Genomic DNA, 18,619 nt, shown 5'->3' with positions numbered 1-18,619 from the left:
GCAAAGGTGAGGCTTGATAGCCGCATTTTCTGCACTCAAACAACGGAAGGCGTCGGGAGGACAGACGGGTGCACTCGGTATAAGCGCAGCGCGGGCAGACGAAGCCGTTTGGCCACTTCATAGCGATGATCGCCTCGATACAGTCGGACTCACTTCGAAAACGGCTGCTGATAGATTGAAGCTCTGCATTCGTATAAAAACCCATGCCCGATCCCTCCAATTTAAATCCCTCTAACTCAACAAATGCGTACATATGTTCTCTTTGTTATCATTATACCAAACACCTGTTCGTAAATCAAGAAAAATATCCCAAATAAACCATCTTATCTTCGTAAAAAACGGAATGATCAGCTCCATGAGCCACCTCATTTCTATCCCTCCTATGGATTTCCCAGTTCTGAACCAAAGGGATAATCGTGCAAAAAGGCTGCTAGAAGATCTCTTCCTCGATCTCCCCATTCTGAATAAAAGGGATATTCGTGAAAAGAGGTGCAGCTGGAAGATTCCCTTCCTCGATCCCCCCCCCGTTCTGAACGAAAGGGATAATCGCAGAAAGAAGGGCGCGAAATAGCCTATGGGGCTGCTGGAGAAGGGTGGATGACGATGGGGCCTTACCGGCGATGAGGCCATGCTGGCGATAGGACGTGCCGGCCATGCGATATTTTTATATGAAAAATGATCTAATATTCCGTGTATCGCTGAAAGAAGACGCGGACTATGATAGGGTGGTAGACCTGATGGTATAAGCAGTGACAAATTCTTAAGCGCTTACAATGAAATGATAGAGTAGGAGAGCGAGGTAATTGTATGACGGACAACACGTACCAATATCCTTTTCAGAACCCTGATCTGCCGCTGGCGGAGCGGGTGGACGACTTGGTTAGCCGATTTACATTGGATGAGAAAATTGAGCTGATGTGCCAATTCCAAACGGAAGTGCCGCGGCTTGGCGTCAAAAAATACAAGCATGGCACGGAAGGCGCGCACGGCGTAGCTTGGTTGGGGGAAGCCACGTCCTTCCCGCAAAACACCGGACTAGCCTGCACCTGGAATCCCGAGTTGATGCGCCAAATCGGCTCGGTGATTGGGGATGAGGCGCGCGTGTATTTTCAGCGGAATCCGGAAGTGAACGGCTTGACGATCTGGGCGCCAACCGTAGATATGGAGCGCGATCCGCGTTGGGGCCGGACAGAGGAAGCCTACGGCGAAGATCCGCATCTCACGGGAGCGTTAACGACCGAACTGGTGAAGGGGCTGCAAGGCGATCATCCGTTTTATTACAAGGCGGTAGCCACGCTGAAGCATTTTTACGCAAATAACAATGAAATCGGTCGTGGCAGTGAATCGGTGAGCATCGATCCGCGCAACAAACGGGAGTATTATTTGAAAGCGTTTGAGCGGGCGTTCCGGGAAGGTCGCGCAGGTTCGATGATGACGGCTTACAACGGGATCAACGGTACGCCTTGCAACCTGAATTCGGAAGTCAACGAGATCGTCAAGGGCGAATGGGAGATGGACGGGTTTGTTGTCGGCGACGCCGGCGACGTCATGGGCACGGTGCTGGATCACAAATATGTGGAGTCTTATGCCGAAGCGGTTGCAGGGAGCATCAAGGCAGGCATCGACAGCATGACGGATGAGCAGCCGATTATGTTCCATGCGCTGCGGAATGCGCTGGAGCAAGGTTTGCTGGCTGAATCGGACTTGGACCGTGCGCTACGGAATGCCTTCCGCGTTCGCTTCCGGTTGGGTGAATTTGATCCGGAGGAGCGGAACCCGTACAGCCGCGTGCCGGAAGAGAAGCTGTGCGCACCGGAGCATGCGGCCTTGGCGCTAAAGGCTTCCCGCGAAGCGATCGTACTGCTGAAGAACGAAGGCTTACTGCCTTTACCGCAAACGTTAGGTTCTGTCGCGGTTGTCGGGCCGCTGGCCAATGAAGCCTATACCGACTGGTACAGCGGCACGCCGCCGTACCGCATCACCCCGCTTCAGGGCATTAAGGAGAAAATGGGCGATCGCCCCGTCCTGTTCGGAACTGGCCTGGATCGGATTCGCCTGCGCTCGGCCTTGACCGGTAAATATGTCCGGATCACGTCTGGCGAAGGAGCGGAAGCCGTTCTGGAGGCGACCGGCGAGAATGCGGCCGATGCGTCCGTTTTTGAGCGTAACGATTGGGGCTGGGGCTCCATCACGCTGCGGTCGGTGGAGAACGGCAAGTTCGTGACGGAGACCGAATCGGGATTGCTGACGGCGACGGCGAACGAAGCAAGCGGCTGGTTTGTCAAGGAAGTGTTCGACTTCCGCCCGGCTTCGAGCGGCAAGGTCGAGTTGAAGGCGTGGAACGGACGGCCAATCGTCTTGAACGAACGCGGCGGGTTGATTGCTGTGGGTGAGAATGTTTTTGATAATGCCGTGAAGGTGGATAGTCGCCTTCCAGGAGAACAATGGATCGTGGAAATTGTGGAGAGCGGGATCGAGCAAGCCGTACAGGCTGCCAAATCGGCGGAGACGGCGGTTGTCTTCGTGGGCAACAACCCGTTCATCAATGCGAAGGAAACGATCGACCGGGTGGACATCGTGCTTCCGCCGGCGCAGCAAGCATTAATTCAAGCCGTAAGAGCGGTGAATCCTAATACGGTGGTCGTCATCGTCGGCAGCTATCCGTTTGCAGTGAACTGGGAGAACGCGCATGTACCGTCGATCCTGTTTACCTCTCATTCCGCCCAAGAGCTGGGCCATGCCGTGACTGACGTGCTGTTCGGCGACTATAATCCGGCGGGGCGGTTGAATATGACCTGGTACCAATCGGTGGACCAACTGCCGGACATTATGGATTACGACATTATTAAGGGCAAACGGACTTATCAATATTTTGACGGCGAGGTGCTGTATCCGTTTGGTCATGGGCTTAGCTATACGACGTTTGAATATAGCGATCTTGCACTGGATCGGGCCGCGATAGGTCAGGATGGCGAGGTTCAGATTTCGTTTGATGTGCGTAATGCCGGGAACATAGCCGGGGACGAAGTGCCGCAACTGTACGTGCGAATCGGGCAATCGCGCGTGCCGCGGCCGCTGAAGACGTTGAAGGGCTTTACCCGCCTGCATTTGCAGCCGGATGAGACGCAGCGGGTGACCTTTACGCTGAAAGCAGAAGAGCTGGCGTTCTGGGACGTGACCCGAGATCGCTATTGCGTGGAGTCGGGCGAATATACGGTGATGGTTGGCCCTTCCTCGGACGAGATCGCCTTGACGGGAACGCTTCAGGTTGACGGCGAAACCGTGCCTCCGCGCTCGCTGCGTGAACCAGTCCGCGCGGTCAACTATGACGACTACGAGCAAGTTTTCCTCGATGAATGCCGTGAAGGCGGTGAATGCATCCGGCTGAAAAGCGAACGCGGGTGGATTGCCTTCCGTGATGTCGAACTAGGCGAAGGAGCATCCCGATTTGAAGCCCGGGTATCGGGGAATCTGAAGGGCGGTGAAATCGCCGTAACGCTGGATTCTCCGGATGGCGAGTCGGTGATCACCTGCAAGATCCTGCCTACCGGCGGTCGCCAAGCTTGGACAACGGTCACCGCAGAAGCCGCGGCAAGCTTGTCGGGCCGGCAGGATGTGTACCTGCATTTGCAAGGTGAAACGCAAATCAGCTGGTTCCGGCTGGGCTAAACCTACGGCTACTTCCTGTGATTACTTATTGAATCAACCGCAATCAGCGAACCTAGACCTCGACCGAAGCCTGCAGCCGCTTGCGGAATTCCGACGGCGAGCAGTTCATCGCTTTACGGAACACGCGGATGAAGTAGCTGATGTTGTCGAAGCCGACCTCCAGTGCGATATCGGAGATTTTACGTTCCGGTTCGCGCAGCAGCTCGGCGGCCTGGCGGATCCGGTACGAATTGATGTAATCCATCGGCGTCTGCCGGGTCATCGACTTGAAGAAGCGGCAAAACTGGCCTTCGCTCATCGGAATCAGCGCGGCCAGCTCTGCCAGCCGGATCGGATGGCTGTAGTTGTGCTGGATATGCTGGATGACCGTCTTGAGCCGGTCAATCTTGGACGACTCGCTGCGGCTGCTGCTATGGGAACGGTTGACGGCCCGGCCGGTGGCCGCGATCTCCGCCAGCATCAAGAAGAGATGCCCTTTGACGGCGCCTTCATAGCCGGGCGATTCGGTGCTGCAGCTGCGCATCAACGCCACGATATGCTCCAGCAGCGACAGGTCTGCCGCTGTCTCGCGCCGGATATGGCGGGGGAACGTCGCCTTTCGTTCCTGCAAGGGCAGCACCAGATTCTCCTGGACCGCATCATAGTGCGCGCTAGCCAGCAGTTGGGTGTCAAACACAAGGGAGAAAAACGCGCAGCCTTGATCACCATGCGCATGGGCGGCGTGAATGTCGCCGCCGTCGATAAACACCGCTTCTCCGGCCCCAACCGGGAAGTAATCTGTATCGACCTGAAACAGCGTTTCGCCTTCAAGGCAATAGAAGAACTCGGCTTCATCATGCCAATGGCAGTCGATCACATGTTCACCGGGCCCGTAGCGGTACCAATAGGTTCCGAACGGCTGCCGCTCGTTGCCGTGACTCTTGCTCTCCTTCAGGGAGCGGCGGAGCGCTTGATCCATACAGGTCACCTCATCAAAATAGTGTTATATTTCGGCTTGATAATGTTAGTTTTATATTAGTGGTATCAGTATAATGCAAGTATAGAGCGTTTTCATAAGAAAAACAATGCGACGAGAAAGGCGGTATTCCACCCATGAAGTTTACCGATGGTAACTGGCTGATTCGCGAAGAGTTTACGCTTTCCACCGCGGTACAGGCCTATGATTTTCAAGTAAAAGATCATACTTTAATTGCCTCCGCCTCCACGACGCCGCTTCGCGGCCGGGGCGATATGATTAATACGACATTGCTGACGATGCAGTTCCATTCCCCGTTGCCGGGGGTCATTGGCGTGAAGCTGATCCATTTTGCCGGGACGGTGGACCATGGTCCGCATTTTGAATTGGCGAAGGGCGGCGACCATGCCGAGATTACTGTGAACGAGCACTATGCCGAGCTGAAAAGCGGCAGCCTTAGCGTCCGCATCAACAAAGGCCCGCAATGGTCCGTGGATTTCTTCCGCGGCAACGAGCGGATTACCGGCAGCGGCTACAAATCGATGGCGCATATAACCGAAAAGGGTGGCAACACTTATATGCGCGAAGAGCTTGACCTGCGCGTCGGCGAATGGGTGTACGGTTTGGGCGAACGCTTCACCTCGTTCCTCAAGAACGGTCAAGTTATTGACATCTGGAACAAGGACGGCGGGACGAGCTCTGAGCAGTCCTATAAGAACATTCCTTTTTACGTGACGAATAAAGGATATGGTGTGTTTGTAAATGATCCGGGCGCGGTTTCGTTTGAAGTCGCATCGGAAAAAGTCAAAAAAGTACAGTTTAGTGTTCCCGGCGAATCGATTGAGTATTTCGTGATCGACGGTCCGGAGCCAAAGGATGTGATGAACAAGTATACCGATTTGACTGGCAAGCCTTCGCTTCCTCCGGCGTGGAGCTTTGGCTTGTGGCTGACGACCTCGTTTACGACCGATTATGACGAGGCGACCGTTAACTCCTTCGTGGACGGCATGGCGGAGCGCGACTTGCCGCTGCACGTCTTCCATTTCGATTGCTTCTGGATGCGCGAATTCCACTGGACGGACTTCAAATGGGACGAGCGCGTCTTTCCGGATCCGGTGGGCATGCTGAAGCGCCTGAAGGAGAAAGGGCTGAAAATCTGCGTTTGGATCAACCCGTATATTGGGCAGCGTTCCCGTCTGTTTGAGGAAGGCAAGAAGAACGGCTACCTGGTGAAAAAACCAAACGGCGACGTATGGCAATGGAACTTGTGGCAACCGGGCATGGCGCTGGTGGACTTCACGAATCCGGCGGCTTGCGAATGGTTTGCCGGATATCTGCGGGAGCTGGTCGATATGGGTGTCGACTGCTTCAAGACCGACTTCGGCGAACGGATTCCGACGGATGTCGTGTATCACGATGGCTCCGATCCAGTGAAAATGCACAATTACTACACGTACCTGTACAACAAAGTTGTTTTTGAAGTGCTGGAAGAGAAGCTGGGCAAAAATGAAGCCGCCTTGTTCGCCCGTTCGGCAACCGTCGGCGGTCAGAAGTTCCCGGTTCACTGGGGCGGCGACTGCTACGCCGATTATGAGTCGATGGCGGAAAGCCTTCGCGGCGGCTTGTCGCTGGGTCTCGCCGGCTTCGGCTTCTGGAGCCACGATATCGGCGGATTTGAGAACACGGCTCCGGCGCATGTGTTCAAGCGTTGGCTGGCCTTTGGCTTGCTGTCCAGCCACAGCCGTCTGCACGGCAGCAGTTCGTACCGCGTGCCTTGGGCATATGACGACGAGGCGGTGGACGTAACCCGGTTCTTCACCAAGCTGAAATGCCGTTTGATGCCGTATATGTTCGACATTGCGGTTCAAGCGACGCAGCAAGGCGTGCCAACGATGCGGGCGATGTTCCTGGAATTTCCGGACGATCCGGCCGCCGAAACATTGGACCGTCAATATATGCTGGGCGACTCGCTGCTAGTAGCGCCGGTGTTCAGCGAACAAGGCGACGTAACTTACTACCTGCCGGATGGCCAGTGGACGCATTTGCTGTCGGGACAGACGGTGGAAGGCGGCAAATGGCGCAAAGAGAAATATGATTTCTTCAGCTTGCCGCTGTTCGTTCGTCCGAACTCGATTCTGGCGACGGGGGCAAACGACGTTCGTCCGGATTACGACTATGCGAATGAAGTTGAGCTTGGCTTGTATACGATCGAAGACGGGGCAACCGTATCCCGCACGGTACGGAACACCAAAGGCGAAGCTGAACTCCAAGTTACGGTCGTTCGCGAAGGTAAGCTTGTGAAGCTGACTGCAGAAGGCGCCGGCAAACCGTTCTACGTAACATTGCACGGCATGGGCGAAGCGGAGTCGGTGCAAGGTGCAGCGTTGTCCAGCAATGGTGCAGTAAAAGTTGATGCTTTCACAGGGAAAACCGAACTGCAAATCACCTTGAAATAATTGGTCCTAGACCTTAATCGCATCTTAATTTAATATGTGACAGGCATCCCCGGCGCACGGTACGTGCCCGGGGAAACTGAAATATCCCCTTTCCCTTTGACGAAGGGGATATTTCCATTTAGGTGAGAGGTGATCCGATTGTTAAGCAAACTGATTCGCATCACCAATAATTTGCGGCTGAAGCATAAGCTGCTCATTTCCTATATCGTCGTGGTCATGATTCCTGTCCTGATTGTCGGCGTAGCCGTAACCGCTTACTTTCGTAATCAAGCCATGGAACGGGCGATCGCTCAAACCACCAACAACGTCGAAAAGGTAAAAACCCGAACCGCTGCAATGCTTCGTGTGCCTATGGATATCTCCGATATTTTTATGCTCGACGAAGGGCTGGAGAAGATCGTTAGCACCACGTATCCCAATGTGTTAGAGCTGACCAAAGCGTATCTCAATTATAATGATTTTCGCGCTTATGACAGAACCTATCGTGAAGTCTCGGGGATTCGCTTCTATTACGATAATCCTACCTTGATCAACAACCTGGAATTAATCCCGGTGAACGAGGAAATCGAGGGCATGTATTGGTACCAGCAAGCGATGAAGAGCAAAGACATCGGGTGGTTCTACATCAACGACAATCAGGAGGTTCCGGTCAAGCGGCTGAGTCTCGTTCGGCAGATCTCTTTTAAAGGAACAAAGAAAAGCGGTGTACTCATGGTCATCATGAACCAGGAGGAACTGAACCGGATGCTGCAGCAAGAGCCTTTTGAGACGCTGATCACCGATGATTTAGGTTATGTTGTGGCCGCCAATAACCCGGCGATCGTCGGTAAAACGCTGGAGGATTTGGATTACGGCATCGACTTGCGAACCCAGCAAAAGGGGACGTTTCGGGTAGATATCCAAGGAGTTCCATCCTATCTCGTCATCGACACCTTGATCCCGGAATCCAGCATGAACGGTCTGAAGTTTATTTCCGTGTTTGCGACGAAGCCGATTGTTAAGGACGCAAATACCGTAAGCCTTGTCGGATTGCTGATTATCCTTCTCGTATTGCTGATCGCGCTGGTGTTCGTATACACCGTATCGTTCCTGACGACCAACCGGATGCTGCGATTGAGCCGTCACTTAAACCGTCTGGCCTTAGGGGACCTGAACGTCGTGTCGCGGATCGACGGGAATGATGAGATCGGACAGTTGTCCCGGCAGTTCAACTACATGGTGGACAGCATCCGCCGGCTGATGGACCAGGTCGTGGAGAAAACAGAACAAAACAATGCCCTGGAGCTAGCCCAACGCGAGATTAAGCTGAAGATGATGGCCAGCCAGATTAATCCGCATTTTTTGTTTAACGCTTTAGAGTCCATCCGGATGAACGCTCATCTCAAAGGGGACAAGGAAATTGCCAACGTGGTCCGGTTGCTGGGCAAGATGATGCGCAAAAATTTGGAGGTCGGCCGGGAAAGCACACCGCTGAAGGAAGAGCTGGAAATGGTCAGCTCCTATTTGGAAATTCAGAAGTTTCGTTATGAGGACCGGCTAACTTATACCTTATCTATTGATCCCGCAGCCAGATCTATTCGGGTGCCGCCGCTGATCATTCAGCCGCTCGTCGAGAACGCTGTCGTGCACGGGGTAGAGGACAAGGAAGAAGGCGTCCATGTGGAGGTGAATATCCAAAGGGACGAAGGATTAGTCCGGGTGTCGGTACAGGATAACGGAATGGGCATGACCCCGGAGCGGCTTGATGAGGTCATGCGCTTTATCTCCGGTACGAAGGAACCGGAACAGGGGCGCATCGGGCTGCGTAACGTGCATCAAAGGCTCGTCCTCTCCTATGGGGAAGAACATGGATTACAGATCGTCAGCGAGTATGGAGTGGGTACGAAGATCAGCTTTACGATCCCGGCGGGAGGCAATCTCTAATTTTTATATGGTTTTGTTTGAAATCTCTCGGGTATTTCGTCGGCCGCTCCTCCCTTATCATAAAGCTATAGCAGACAAGGGGGGAGAAATCGAGATGGAAACGCTGTCAACTCAGCCTGAAACCAGAAATGTAAGCGCAACCCCTAAGCCGCAGAATAAGCGGAAGACCGGTATCTGGCGGAGCATTTTGCAGCAAAAGTACTTATATTTAATGTCCATGCCATTCGTGATCTGGTTGTTTGTATTCAACTACCTGCCGGTGTGGGGATGGACGATGGCTTTCCAAAACTATAAGCCGGCGAAATCCTTCTCGGAGCAAAAATGGGTTGGATTTAAAAACTTCGTGGATTTGTTCCAGGATGAACGGTTCTACCTGGTCCTCCGTAATACGCTGGCGATGAGCTTTATGGGGCTGGTCGCGGGATTCGTGATTCCGATCACCTTTGCGGTGTTGTTGAACGAGCTGCGCGGCAAATATTTCAAACGGACGGTTCAGACGATTTCCTACCTTCCGCACTTTGTATCTTGGGTAGTCGTCGCCGGGATCGTGACGAAAATGCTCTCGATCGACGGCGGGATCGTCAACGAGATTTTAGTTTCCTTGCATATCATTGACGAACCCATCCAATTCATGGCCCAAGGGAAATGGTTTTGGGGAATTGTAACCGCTTCCGATGTATGGAAAGAAACCGGTTGGAACGCCATTATTTATTTGGCAGCGATCACCGGCATCGATAAAGAGCTGTACGAAGCGGCACGGGTCGATGGAGCCGGACGTTTCCGGCAAATTTGGAACATTACGCTGCCGGGGATCCGGACGACGATTTCGGTACTGCTGATCATGTCGATCGGCCATTTGATCGGTATCGGGTTCGAGAAGCAGTTCCAGCTGAGCAACTCGCTCGTCACCGACTATTCCGAAGTGTTGGACTTGTACGCACTGAACTACGGTATCAATATCAGCCGTTTCTCCTATGGTACAGCCATCAGTATGTTCACGTCCGTGGTCAGCATCATCCTGCTGCTTACGGCCAACGGAATCATGAAGAAAACCACAAAAGAGAGCATCATGTAAAGGGAGGGAGAAGGGCGATGGCAAGTTCAAGCAGAGGCTTTAATGATACGCGGGGCGATAAAATCTTCAACATTTGCAACATCATTCTCATGAGCGTCATTTTGGTCATCACGTTGTATCCTTTCCTGAACGTGTTGGCGATCTCCTTTAATGATTCCACCGATACGGTTCGAGGCGGCATTTACATCTGGCCGCGGGAATTCACTTTGGAGAACTATAAAACGATCTTTAATTATTCCAGCCTGATTACCGGCTTTAAAATTACGATTTACCGGACGGTTCTTGGGACCGTGCTTGGCTTGATCAGCGCCTCAATGCTGGCCTATACGCTAAGCCGGCCGGATTTCAAATCCCGGAAGTTTGTATCCACCTTCCTGGCGTTGACGATGTACTTCTCCGGCGGTTTGGTTCCAACCTACATGCTGATGCGCCATCTCGATTTGATCGGCACGTTCTGGATTTACATCTTACCGGGCGTTGTCAGCGCGTTTAACGTGTTCGTCATCCGTTCCTTTATCGACGGGTTGCCGTATGCATTGCAGGAATCTGCCAAGCTGGACGGAGCCAACGACTTCACGATTTACTACAAAGTGATTCTGCCGCTCTGTAAGCCGGTACTGGCGACCATCGCCTTGTTCCTGGCGGTAGGCCAATGGAACTCTTGGTTCGACACTTATCTGTACAACGGGAACAAAGCGCATTTGACGACGCTTCAATATGAGTTGATGAAAATTTTACAAAGCACCAACCAAGGCGCAAGAATGATCAACGCCAACGATATGGCGAATCAGATGGCTCAGGTATCGCCGGAATCCATCAAAATGGCGATCACTATCGTTGTAACGGTACCGATCTTGATCGTTTATCCGTTCTTGCAGCGTTACTTCGTAGATGGGATGACGCTGGGCGCCGTCAAGGCTTAACCCTAGAGCCTGCCGGGCGGTAAGTCTGATGGATTAACGCCGCCAAATCCGCCTCCGCTGCAAGCTGCATCAGCGGCGGGGCGGCACTCGGCGGGTGGGAGTAATTTCTTTTTCAATCAAAGATGAAAGCCTTTACTTTTTTGGGTAACACCGGGAATGAGGGAAGCAACTCAGGTATCAGCAGGCGAAAGCCTGTTCATACAATACAAGTTTGATCAAGATGACGAGGGGGAACGTAGAAATGAAGTGGAAAAGCCCTAAAGCATTCGCGGCGATCTTGCTCGCGAGTACGGTGTTGGTTGCGGGTTGCGGAAGTAACGGTAACAATGCTGCCAACAGCAGCAATACCGGCAACGCGGGAAGCAATGCGGAAGCGTCCGCAGATAACAGCCCGATCACCTTTACCTTCTTTGGTGCGGATGCCAGCCCGAACTGGAACAACATGCAGGACGATGTAGGCAAAGTGATTACAGAGAAAACCGGTGTAACGCTTGAAGCCGAGTTTGACGTAGGTGCCGGCGGCGGCGAAAACAAAATCGCGCTGATGGCCGCAAGCGGTGACGTTCCGGATCTAATTTTTGCCAAAGGGGAATTGAGCAAGCTGGTGGATGCCGGTCTCATTATCGACTTGGCTCCGCTTATTGAAGAGCATGCACCAAACCTGAAGAAAATTTTCAGCGAAAATATGAACCGTCTGAAATACAGCAACGATGATCCTGCGATTTATTCCATCTTCACGAATGGCGGCGTGGATCAGCAGTACTTCGACGCTGGCGGCGGCTTCGAAATCCAGCAACGCGTTTTGAAAGAGCTGGGATATCCGAAGATTCGTACGGTTAAGGATTTTGAAAACGTGCTGAAGCAGTATGTAGAGAAACACCCGACTACAGATGGTCAGCCAACCATTCCGCTGACACTGAGCGCCGATGACTGGAGAATCATGATTACGGTAACGAACCCGGCGTTCCTGACAACAGGTGCACCGGACGACGGCGAATATTATGTCAATCCGGAAACTTATGAGGCGATGCTGCATTACAAACGTCCGGAAGAGAAGGAATACTTCCGTTGGCTGAATCACATGTATAACGAAGGCCTCCTGGATAAAGATACATTCGTGCAAAAAGAAGACCAATACAAAGCGAAAATTGCCAGCGGCCGCGTGCTTGGCCTGATCGACCAAGAGTGGGGATATCAGGATGCAGAAAACGCGTTGAAAACAGCTGGTAAAGACGAGTACACTTACGCGCACTTCCCGGTTACTTTGACGGAGGAATATGAAGATCATTCCTTCCAACAAGCAGGCGTTGACGGCTACGGAATCAGCATCACCACAGCATGTAAAGATCCGGTTCGCGCCATCAAATTTATCGACTGGCTGTCTTCTGACGAAGGTCAGGTTTTGAGAAACTGGGGCGTAGAAGGTAAACACTATACGGTTGATGAGAACGGCCAACGCGTCATTCCAGCCGACATTCAAGAACGTAAAGTAAATGACAGCACGAACTTCACGAAGGAATCCGGCATCAGCTTGTACCGCATCTTCGGTGCGAACTATGGTGACGGCGTGAAAGATCCTTCGGGCAACTACTACACCACGAACTTCCCTGAGCAAATCGTGGCAGGCTACACCGAAGCTGAAAAAGAAACGTTGAAAGCTTACAATGCAACAACTTGGAAAGACCTGTTCCCAGGTGAAGATGCATTCCCTGCGAAGGATTGGGGCGCTCTGTACAACATGCCTGTTCCTACGGACGGCGATTACCAAGTGATTTACCAAAAAACGCAGGATATCATCCGTAAGCGGATTCCGGAAGCGATTCTGGCGAAGGAAGCCGATTTCGACAAGATTTATGACGCTTTCCTTGAAGAGCTGGACAAAGCCGGCGCGAAGAAGATGGAAGCCGAGTATACGGAATTGGTTAAGAAGAGAGTCGAATTGTTTACCGGTAAGAAATTGTAATTGTAGCTTAGCAGTAACAATCTAAATAGGATTGCAAAAAGGCCCGTGTGTTTTCGGGCCTTTTTGCGCCAGTTAGCCATTATATACATCATTCAGGAGGATGAGGAAACTGAACTATTCGGAGCAAACGGAGTGGAAGCTATGGTATGATCGCCCCGCTTCTCGCTGGGAGGAAGCTCTTCCCGTTGGAAACGGGCGAATCGGCGGGATGGTCTTCGGCGGGATTCATCGGGAGCGGATTGCGCTAAATGAAGATACGTTGTGGTCGGGATTCCCGCGGGACCCGCAGAACTACGATGCGCTGCGTCACCTTGGACCGGCCCGGGAACTGATCTTCGCCGGCAAATACAAAGAGGCCGAGAAACTGATCGATGCGAAAATGCTAGGCCGACGCACGGAATCCTACCAGCCGCTTGGGGATTTGTGGCTAGAGCAGGGAGATTCGGCGACGGAGGCCGATGGGAATGAGCTGCAGGGATTCCGACGGGAATTGGATCTGGCGACCGGGATCGCAACGACGACTTATCGGATCGGGGGGGCGGAATATCGCCGCGAGGTATTCATCAGTGCGGTTGATCAGGTGATGGTTCTCCGCATTACGGCGCTGGGGAGTGAACCTGTGAATATGGCCGCTTCGTTGGACTCACTTCTTCGGCATCAAGCCTTCGGCGGGCCGGCGGAAACGGCACGGATCTGCATGAGAGGCCAGGCCCCCAGCCATATTGCCGACAATTATCGCGGGGACCATCCGCAGTCGGTCTTATACGAGGACGGCTTGGGCCTCACCTTTGAGGCCCAGCTCTTGGCGCTGCCGGAGGGCGGCGGCACGGTGCAGGCAGATGCCTCAGGCCGGCTGACGGTGAGCGGGGCGAAGGCGGTGACGCTGCTGCTGGCAGCCGCCACGGATTACGCCGGCTATGATCAGGCGCCGGGAAGCGGCGGCATCGACCCGGCGGAGCGATGCCAGGCGGCGCTGGATGCGGCCGCAGCGCTTGGCTATGAGCAGCTGCGTCAGCGCCATGAGGCGGATCACCGCCGGCTGTTCGGCCGCGTTGAGCTGCGGCTGGGCCGCGCGGAGGAGGCCGCCGAGCGGGCAGCCCGTCCGACCGACGAGCGGCTTGAGGCTTATCGCCGCGGAGAGTCGGACCTTGGGCTGGAGTCGTTGTATTTTCACTACGGCCGATATTTGCTGATGGCCAGCTCCCGGACGGGGACGGAGGCTGCTCATCTGCAGGGCATCTGGAATCCGCATGTGCAGCCGCCGTGGAACTGCGGGTATACGACCAATATCAATACGCAGATGAATTATTGGCATGCCGAAGTGGCGGGGCTGGCTGATTGCCATGAGCCGTTGTTTGAGTTAATTCGCGATCTTAGCGTTACCGGTGCGAGAACGGCGCGGATTCATTACGGTGCCCGGGGCTGGGTCGCTCATCACAATGTGGATGTATGGCGTCAATCCACACCGTCGGACGGCGAGGCCAGCTGGGCGTTCTGGCCGATGGGCGGCGTGTGGCTGTGCCGCCATTTATGGGAGCATTACGAATTTGGGCTGGACGAGCAGTTTCTGCGGGAGACGGCGTATCCGCTGATGAAGGGAGCCGCCGAGTTCTGCCAGGATTGGCTGGTGCCCGGACCGGACGGACAGCTGGTTACAGCCCCATCAACTTCACCGGAGAACAAGTTCCTGACACCGGATGGCGGTGAGCCTTGCAGCGTGTCTGCGGGCAGTACGATGGATCTGTTCTTGATCCGTGAGCTGCTGGAACATACGATTCAGGCATCTGAAATCCTTGGCGTTGACGAGGCGTGGCGACAAGAGCTATCCCATATGCTGGCGCGTATGGCTGAACCGCAGATCGGCCCGGACGGCCGGCTGCAGGAGTGGAGCGAGCCGTTTGCAGAAGCCGAGCCGGGACATCGGCATGTGTCCCACTTGGTTGGCTTCTATCCGGGCAATGCGATCACGGTGCGGCAGACGCCGGAGCTGGCAGAAGCCGTCCGCCGCACGCTGGAGGAGCGCATCCGGAACGGCGGAGGCCATACCGGCTGGAGCTGCGCCTGGCTGATTAACCTGTACGCCCGGCTGGGCGACGGGGACACCGCTCACCGGTTCGTGAACACGCTGCTGTCGCGTTCCACATATCCGAACCTGTTCGACGATCATCCGCCGTTCCAGATCGACGGCAACTTCGGCGGAGCAGCCGGCATCGCCGAGATGCTGCTGCAAAGTCATATGGGCGGCATCGACCTGCTGCCGGCCCTGCCTGCGGCCTGGACGAGGGGGCAAGTGAGCGGCCTGCGAGCCCGCGGAGGGTTTACCGTCGACATGACGTGGGAGGAGGGCCGTCTGACGTCGGCATGCATCACGTCAACGTCCGGCGGCGAGTGCACGCTGCGCGGGCTGCATGGCCTGAGCGTCCGCTTGCCGGACGGCCGCACCGTGCAGGAAGGTGAACGCTTCCAGACGGAAGCGGGAGCGACGTACCTTGTAGGCTAGGGGACAGCCCCTGCGTCTCGCGGGTTACGGCGTCAAATTGATGCAAAAATGCAGTTTTTTAAGGCCAAAATCGCTGATACTCTCCACTTGGAGCGCTTTTGCATTTTTTCGTGTCCACCTGCCACGCTGCCAAAGGCAGAACTCTTCCTAATGCAGCCTACGGAACTGTTGGGGGGTCATCCCCGTGTGCTTGCGGAACGTGGCGACGAAGTGGCTGGCATCGCGAAAGCCCGTTTTGCCGGCGATCGCGGCGACGGTGACGCCAGGTTCGCTGGCCAGATGCTCCTTCGCCTTATGGATGCGCATTTGCGTGAGGTAGCTGTAGGGGGCGATGCCAAACGATTGCTGGAACAGCTTGCTGAGATGTCGGCCGGACATTCCGGCCACTTCAGCCAACGTATCCAGCCCAACGTCGGGGTTGCCGTATTCCCGCTCCATCCAGGCGAGCAGCGGTCCCAGCTTCTCCATGATTCGCGGGACGGCGCTGCCGCTCACCTGGCCGAATTGGCTCAGGACTGCAAGGAACCGGTACACCTCGGTTGAGGTCTCCAGGCCAAACGGGTCCTGAATGCTGTCCAGCCGGTTGAGCAGGTGGCCAAGCAGCGGGGAGATAGGCGCCTCCGCTTCCCAGCGGAACAGGACAGCCTCCCGGATGCCAAACGCCGCCAGAATCGACCCGGCAGCTGCTCCGCCAAACGTGAGGTAATACGTCTCCCATGTCGAGCTTCGCTTAGCTTGATATTCGTGAGGCATGCCGGGCGGCAGCAGCATCCCGCTGCCTGGAGGGAGCAGGACCGTTCCGCTGCCCAAAGTCAACTCCCCCTCGCCCTCGGCGGTATGTAGCCAATGGTAATAAGGGTAGCCGTCCGGGCGGACGATTTTCTCCTGATTCGGATTATAGCCGACGCTTTCCAGGAGCAAGGGAAGATTCGGTGTGGCAGCCGGGGAAAAAACAAAACGGGTAAAGGCCCGTGAACTCATCGTGCGAATTGCCTCCTAAGTTTGATCCATATTATTATATTACAATTCGAAATTATTATATATAAAGCGGGAAATTTCAACCTTACAATGGACTTAGAAGTTATATATCGCAAAAGGATGTGGATATGGTGATCAACGAGAAACTGCCGAAAATTTGGTACGGCGGCGACTACAATCCGGAGCAGTGGGGACCGGACGTTTGGAAAGAGGACGAGCGGATGTTTAAGCTGGCCGGGATCGATGTGGCTACGGTCAACGTTTTTTCCTGGGCGCTCATTCAACCTAGCGAGGAAACGTATGACTTTACGCAATTGGACGAAACGATCGACCGCTTGTACAAGAGCGGCGTTTATGTCTGCCTGGCGACCAGCACCGGGGCTCACCCGGCATGGATGGCCCGCAAATATCCGGACGTGCTGCGCGTTGACGTGCAGGGACGGAAACGCCGGTTTGGCGGACGTCATAACTCCTGTCCAAATTCGCCGACCTATCGCAAATACGCTGCCCGTCTGGCCGGCAAGCTGGCGGAACGCTACAAGGATCATCCGGGGCTGTTGATCTGGCACGTTTCCAATGAATATGGCGGCTACTGCTATTGCGACAACTGTGCGGCTGCCTTTCGCGTGTGGTTGCGAGAGCGTTATAAAACGTTGGATGAGCTTAACCGGGTATGGAATACGCGATTCTGGGGTCATACGTTTTATGATTGGGAAGAAATCGTGGTGCCTAACGAACTCAGTGAGGAATGGGGCGGAAACCGCACGAACTTCCAAGGGATTTCGCTGGATTACCGGCGCTTCCAGTCCGAATCGCTGCTGGAGTGCTACAAGCTGGAGTACGACGAGATCAAAAAGCATACGCCTAACGTGCCGGTAACCACCAATTTGATGGGATTTTATCCGGAGCTGGATTATTTCAAATGGGCGAAATATATGGACATTGTTTCTTGGGACAACTACCCGTCCTTGGATACGCCGGTCAGCTTCACGGCCATGGCCCATGACTTGATGCGCGGGCTGAAGAGCGGCGCGCCGTTTATGCTGATGGAGCAGACGCCAAGCCAGCAAAACTGGCAGCCCTACAACTCGCTGAAGCGTCCTGGCGTGATGCGCCTTTGGAGCTATCAGGCGGTCGCGCGCGGCGCCGACACGGTGATGTTCTTCCAGCTGCGCCGCTCGATTGGGGCGTGCGAGAAATACCACGGTGCGGTCATTGAGCATGTCGGTCACGAGCACACCCGGGTCTTCCGCGAAGTGGCGGAGCTTGGCCGAGAGCTGGAGCAGCTGGGCGATACGCTGCTGGACGCGCGGACCGAGGCGAAGATCGGCATCGTCTATGACTGGGAGAACCGTTGGGCGATCGAGCTTTCCAGCGGTCCAACCGTAGCTTTGAATTACGTTAATGAAGTCCACAAATATTACGATACGTTGTTCCAAATGCATGTGGAGAGCGACATGGTGTCGGTGGAAGAGGATTTCAGCAAATACGAAATCCTGATTGCGCCGGTGATGTATATGGTGAAGCCGGGCTTTGCGAAAAAAGTCGAGGAGTTCGTAGCGAACGGAGGCACATTTGTCACCACCTTCTTCAGCGGCATCGTAAATGAGAACGATCTGGTGACGCTCGGGGGTTATCCGGGCGAGCTGCGCTCCGTCCTAGGCATTTGGGCAGAGGAGATCGACGCCTTGCTGCCGGGCCGCACGAACCACATCGTGATGAAAGAAGCTTGGGGTGCACTGTCTGGCCAATACGAATGCGGCCTCTTGTGCGATTTGATTCATGCCGAAGGCGCAGAAGTGCTAGCGGAATACGGCTCCGATTTCTATCAGGGGATGCCGGTCGTGACGGTCAACCAGTTCGGCAAAGGTCGCGCCTATTATGTGGCAAGCAGCCCGGACGCCGCCTTCCTGCAAGGGTTCCTGAAGAACCTATGCGAAGAGAAAGGGATCCAGCCGTTGCTGGACGCACCAGCCGGCGTCGAAGTCGCACGCCGCGTGAAGGATGGCAAAGCCTTCTTGTTCCTGCTGAACCATAACGAAGGGGCTGCTGAGGTGGAAATCGGGTCTGAAGGAATGAAGGACCTGCTGGCGCAAACGGAAGTGTCGGGTACGGTTCAGGTGCCTGGCCGGGGCGTCGTTATTTTGGAAGGTAAAAAGTAAAGATTATCCAAAAAA

Annotated in this window: 11 protein-coding genes; 8 read left to right on the top strand and 3 right to left on the bottom strand. The window is 54.5% G+C overall.

Annotation, left to right across the window (positions count from 1 at the left end):
* A partial coding sequence (locus POTG_RS24680) for a transposase (protein ID WP_232282245.1) occupies positions 1-205 on the bottom strand: 205 nt, incomplete at its 3' end.
* A gap of 602 nt (positions 206-807) precedes the next feature.
* On the opposite strand from POTG_RS24680, the gene POTG_RS07405 reads away from it, so the two are divergent.
* Positions 808-3,669, top strand: a complete 2,862-nt coding sequence (locus POTG_RS07405; protein ID WP_009224205.1) for a glycoside hydrolase family 3 C-terminal domain-containing protein — start codon at positions 808-810, stop codon at positions 3,667-3,669.
* A 52-nt stretch (positions 3,670-3,721) separates the two neighbouring features.
* On the opposite strand, the gene POTG_RS07400 is transcribed toward POTG_RS07405, so the two are convergent.
* Positions 3,722-4,627, bottom strand: coding sequence for an AraC family transcriptional regulator (locus POTG_RS07400; RefSeq protein WP_009224204.1), 906 nt, complete (start codon positions 4,625-4,627; stop codon positions 3,722-3,724).
* A 134-nt stretch (positions 4,628-4,761) separates the two neighbouring features.
* Here POTG_RS07400 and yicI point away from each other — a divergent pair, with 134 nt between their 5' ends.
* The 6 genes from yicI to POTG_RS07370 all read left to right on the top strand — a co-directional run bounded on the left by yicI (position 4,762) and on the right by POTG_RS07370 (position 15,464).
* Complete coding sequence (yicI, locus tag POTG_RS07395; RefSeq protein WP_009224203.1) at positions 4,762-7,080, top strand: alpha-xylosidase; 2,319 nt, start codon at positions 4,762-4,764, stop codon at positions 7,078-7,080.
* Between the two features lie 138 nt (positions 7,081-7,218).
* Positions 7,219-9,003, top strand: a complete 1,785-nt coding sequence (locus tag POTG_RS07390; protein WP_036644633.1) for a sensor histidine kinase — start codon at positions 7,219-7,221, stop codon at positions 9,001-9,003.
* Between the two features lie 94 nt (positions 9,004-9,097).
* A complete protein-coding gene (locus POTG_RS07385) occupies positions 9,098-10,078 on the top strand; it encodes an ABC transporter permease (protein ID WP_009224201.1) in 981 nt (326 codons plus the stop codon).
* Between the two features lie 17 nt (positions 10,079-10,095).
* Positions 10,096-11,001, top strand: coding sequence for a carbohydrate ABC transporter permease (locus POTG_RS07380; RefSeq protein ID WP_009224200.1), 906 nt, complete (start codon positions 10,096-10,098; stop codon positions 10,999-11,001).
* A gap of 241 nt (positions 11,002-11,242) precedes the next feature.
* Positions 11,243-12,964, top strand: coding sequence for an ABC transporter substrate-binding protein (locus tag POTG_RS07375; RefSeq protein ID WP_009224199.1), 1,722 nt, complete (start codon positions 11,243-11,245; stop codon positions 12,962-12,964).
* A 100-nt stretch (positions 12,965-13,064) separates the two neighbouring features.
* Positions 13,065-15,464, top strand: coding sequence for a glycoside hydrolase family 95 protein (locus POTG_RS07370; protein ID WP_009224198.1), 2,400 nt, complete (start codon positions 13,065-13,067; stop codon positions 15,462-15,464).
* 147 nt (positions 15,465-15,611) lie between these two features.
* Here the strand turns inward: POTG_RS07370 and POTG_RS07365 are convergent, their stop codons facing one another.
* On the bottom strand, positions 15,612-16,445 hold the full coding sequence (locus POTG_RS07365; RefSeq protein WP_009224197.1) for an AraC family transcriptional regulator: 834 nt from the start codon (positions 16,443-16,445) through the stop codon (positions 15,612-15,614).
* Between the two features lie 128 nt (positions 16,446-16,573).
* On the opposite strand from POTG_RS07365, the gene POTG_RS07360 reads away from it, so the two are divergent.
* A complete protein-coding gene (locus POTG_RS07360) occupies positions 16,574-18,604 on the top strand; it encodes a beta-galactosidase (RefSeq protein ID WP_036644773.1) in 2,031 nt (676 codons plus the stop codon).
* Positions 18,605-18,619: the final 15 nt, after the last annotated feature.

The sequence above is a fragment of the Paenibacillus sp. oral taxon 786 str. D14 genome, assembly GCF_000159955.1.
Classification (GTDB): Bacteria; Bacillota; Bacilli; order Paenibacillales; family Paenibacillaceae; genus Fontibacillus; species Fontibacillus phoenicis.
This window is presented reverse-complemented; position numbering and strand designations above follow the sequence as displayed.